The organism is Brevundimonas sp. CURTG3B2_SDJG, from assembly GCF_057364705.1.
Map to the genome: position 1 here is coordinate 1 of NZ_JBNFOJ010000609.1, position 498 is coordinate 498.

1 protein-coding gene is annotated in these 498 nt (G+C 75.3%); it reads left to right on the top strand.

All coding sequences use genetic code 11. The features are described from left to right. Positions 1 to 111: 111 nt before the first annotated feature. Positions 112 to 498: SDR family NAD(P)-dependent oxidoreductase (locus AC2W7C_RS18940; RefSeq protein ID WP_486002715.1), on the top strand; the 387-nt coding region annotated here is incomplete at its 3' end.

Here is a 498-nt window from a genome sequence, read left to right on the forward strand (position 1 = left end):
CGCGCACCGCCGGACGCCTGCAGGACCTGCGCCTGACCCTGACCACGCTCGAGGTGTCCGGCCTGGACGCCCTGGCCGACGCCGCCGGCGCCCATCCCGAGGAACGGCGTCATGCCCGCTGATCGCCGCCTCTCCGGCCGCCACGTGCTGATCACCGGAGCCTCGTCGGGGATCGGCGAACATCTGGCGCGCCTGGCCGCCCGCCACGGAGCCTCCGTCACCGTCGCCGCCCGCCGGACCGACCGGCTCTCCGCCATCGTCGACGTCATCCGCACCGACGGCGGGGCGGCCTCCGCCGTCGGCATGGATGTCGCGGACGAGGCCTCGGTGATCGCCGGCTTCGCCGCCGCTGCCGATCGGCTGGGCCCCGTCGACACCGTCTACGTCAACGCCGGGGTCGGCCTGCCCGGCGTCGCGCTGGACGCCCCGATCGCCGATTTTCGACGCCATGTTTCGCCGTCAACGTCCGGGGCGCCCTTCCTGACCCGCCCCGCGAGG